Origin of the sequence: Aquiflexum sp., assembly GCF_041751335.1 — a bacterium.
Lineage (GTDB): Bacteria > Bacteroidota > Bacteroidia > Cytophagales > Cyclobacteriaceae > Aquiflexum.
In genome coordinates this window covers 1-3,002 of sequence record NZ_JBGSXS010000418.1, presented here as the reverse complement: position 1 = coordinate 3,002, position 3,002 = coordinate 1, and the positions used below count along the sequence as shown (strand labels likewise).

Annotated in this window: 2 protein-coding genes; both read right to left on the bottom strand. The window is 38.1% G+C overall.

The window, feature by feature from the left end; genetic code table 11:
• Positions 1-287: 287 nt before the first annotated feature.
• Positions 288-1,208, bottom strand: coding sequence for a hypothetical protein (locus ACEW8U_RS22230; RefSeq protein ID WP_373524254.1), 921 nt, complete (start codon positions 1,206-1,208; stop codon positions 288-290).
• On the bottom strand, positions 1,208-2,653 hold the full coding sequence (locus ACEW8U_RS22225) for an MBOAT family protein (RefSeq protein ID WP_373524253.1): 1,446 nt from the start codon (positions 2,651-2,653) through the stop codon (positions 1,208-1,210). The genes ACEW8U_RS22230 and ACEW8U_RS22225 overlap by 1 nt, the downstream gene beginning before the upstream one ends.
• Positions 2,654-3,002: the final 349 nt, after the last annotated feature.

Here is a 3,002-nt window from a genome sequence, read left to right as displayed (position 1 = left end):
ATTTTCTGCCAGTTGAAGGAATTTTCCATATAGGAATTTGTGGTTTACGGGTGATTTGATGGATATTTAATTTTATCCTCCCTCATTCTGGTTAACCGAAAGTATAAAAAAATCTTGACATTTATCAAGATTTTTATTCTTTTTTAATGACCCTTTTTTATCCCATTGCAAAGTTATATTAACCTTCAATTGTCACCCATTAGCAAAAAAAAATCCCCAAGACCATTTAGGCTCTTGGGGAGAAGGATTTAATCTAATTAACTTTTCTTTGGTTTTTGTTATTGAATCTAGGTATCGGGTTTAATCTTTTTATCCAACTCCTTATCAAGCAACAAAGACAATTTTCTTGCCCCGGCATCATTCAAATGATCCGCATCATAGAAATCTTTATCGCGAAAATCAGGATGTTGGTTCCAGTTCATGTAAGTCACCAATTGATTATTTTCACTAAGCATGGAGGCAATATTTTCCACCTCTTGAATTACAGTTTGAGGTACAAAGCTGTAGTATTGCTTACTTACCGGTGTCGCCAAAAGGATGGTTTGTATTTCCTTTTGGGAGGCACTCCTTACAATTGCCTCAAGTGCTTTTAACTCTTCCTCTATAATTTTCCCATTCAAAAGTAAATGCCTTGCTATGGCTTCTTTGGCATTGGTTTCAAGATTGATGGATCCACCTGTTTTGTAACCTAAGCCAAAACCCAATGGAGAAGAAGGATAGTCGATTTCTCCATCTTGGATATTCTTGATTAACCGAATCAGGTTTGCTCTCATTGGCAGGGCCGTCAATTCAAGGCCGTACTTCCAACCAATTTGATTGGAAAAACCATAGTACAGCACATAGTTTTTATGGATAAAAGGAAGGTCTCCTCCTTGGTCATAGAAGGATTGTATTGAAAAGGAAATGACCAAATATTTTAGCTTGGGCATATTCGGGAAGTACTTTTCCCATAGCTGCTTATCCTGAGAAAAAAGCTGGGAAATATGGGCTGCATTAAAGGCCTTGGCGGAAATAAATTGTGGATCAAGGCCATAAAAAGTTTGAGAATTGCCCAAAATCAGTACTTCAATTTCATTGGAATTTTCAATGAGATAATCATTTTTAAGTTTGTAAGTATTGGGAACATTCCTCAATGCCATTTCGATCACTACCAAACCAAGGAAAACAGGAATAGAGAAAATCATCAAATGCAGTATTCCTTTTTTCATTAAAACTGAAAATAATAAAACTCCTGCTGCCTGCCACCAAATAGAATAATCAGCCAAACCAGGCTATAATACCAAGCTATCCTTCCTGCTTTAGGGAGCTTTTCCAATACCCCATCAAAAGTGTTTACAAATGATCTACCCTTCCATTCAATTCCTATAAACAAAGTCATAAAGGCAAGATTCAGATACACTAGCTTGGAAGTCCATGGAATATAACTATCCCAGTTTTGTACCAGAGAAAGAAAATAACTGTTTCCAAATCCTATATAAGGAGCTCTAAAATAAAGAAAGGAGAGTGCAATCAATGAAAAAGTCAACAGCATCTGCCCTGTTTCTTTGAGGCTGGGATAGGAAGAAATCTGTCCGACATATTCGGTTTGGTAATTCCCTTTTTTAAATAGGATCAGGGGCAGGATATAAAAGAAATTGATCAGGCCCCAGAATACAAAATGGAAACTTGCCCCATGCCACAAGGCTGACAACAGAAATATCAACAAGACATTCCTGATTTGTAGTAGAAGCCCCCCTTTGTTTCCCCCCAAAGGAAAATACACATAATCCCTGAACCAAGTGTACAGACTTATATGCCAATTTCTCCAGAACTCTGCAATATCACGGGAAAAGAACGGAATCCTAAAATTGGGTTTTAATCTTAATCCAAATGTCCTCGCTGTACCGATGGCAATATCACTATATCCCGAAAAGTCCCCATAAATCTGAAATGTAAAGAAAACCAATCCCAACATCAGCTGCCAACTGTTGGCTGATTGATGGTTTGCAAAAAGCCAATCTACGACAGGGGCACAGTTGTCGGCCACTACCATTTTTTTAAACAGCCCCCAAAGAATCAACCTCAACCCTGCCGAAAAATCCGAATAATTGATTTTCCTAGATTCAAAAAACTGGGGCAATAAATGAGATGCCCGCTCTATCGGCCCTGCTACCAACTGAGGAAAGAAGCCAACATAAGCAAAAAAGGCTATAATATCATTTGTAGGTTTTACCTTTCCCCTGTAGATATCGATGGTATAGCTCATCGTTTGAAAAGTATAAAAACTGATTCCAACAGGAAGTATCAGTTGAAGCGAATACTCATTGGCCTGAAATCCTATCGAATGCAATAACCTGACAGTGGATTCTACAAAGAAGTTGAAGTACTTGAAAAAACCCAATAGACCCAGATTGGCCATAAGACTGATGCCAAGAATAAGCTGCTTTCTTTGAGTCCTTTGTCCTTCCCTACCTAACAATAAGCCGCAAACAAAGTCTATGCTAGAACTGACAGCGATCAATCCCAAAAACCTCCAATCCCACCAACCATAAAACACATAGCTAGCCACCAACAAAAACAGGTTCTGAGCCTTCAGGTTTTTCTGAAACACAAACCAGTACAGCAAAAACACCACCGGCAAAAAAATCAGATATTCAAAAGAGTTAAACAGCACTATTGATTATAATTTAAAGAAGCATATGTCCTCGTTTAACAATAGATTTCAATGATATTGATGGTTATAAATATTCATAAATATCAATTCTGACTATCCGAAAAATTGCACCGAAATGTTAGTTACCCTGAACTTTAATTTTGGTTAAGTTTTTCGGGTTGAGGTGGGGCGGAATGACTGCGGACCGGGCCGGCCAGGGCCTTGCGCGATGATAGGATTCCGCAGTCTTGTCCCGATAGCTATCGGGATTGGTTACTTTTTTTGTCAATGCCTGCCCCGATTTTTTCGGGGAAAAAAAGTGACTATATAATTAGCTTGTCAAAATTCACCACCTATAGAATATAATATA

Coding starts and splice junctions, on each gene's coding strand:
- ACEW8U_RS22230 (WP_373524254.1), bottom strand. CDS start 1,208: ATGAAAAAAGGAATACTGCATTTGATGATTTTCTCTATTCCTGTTTTC.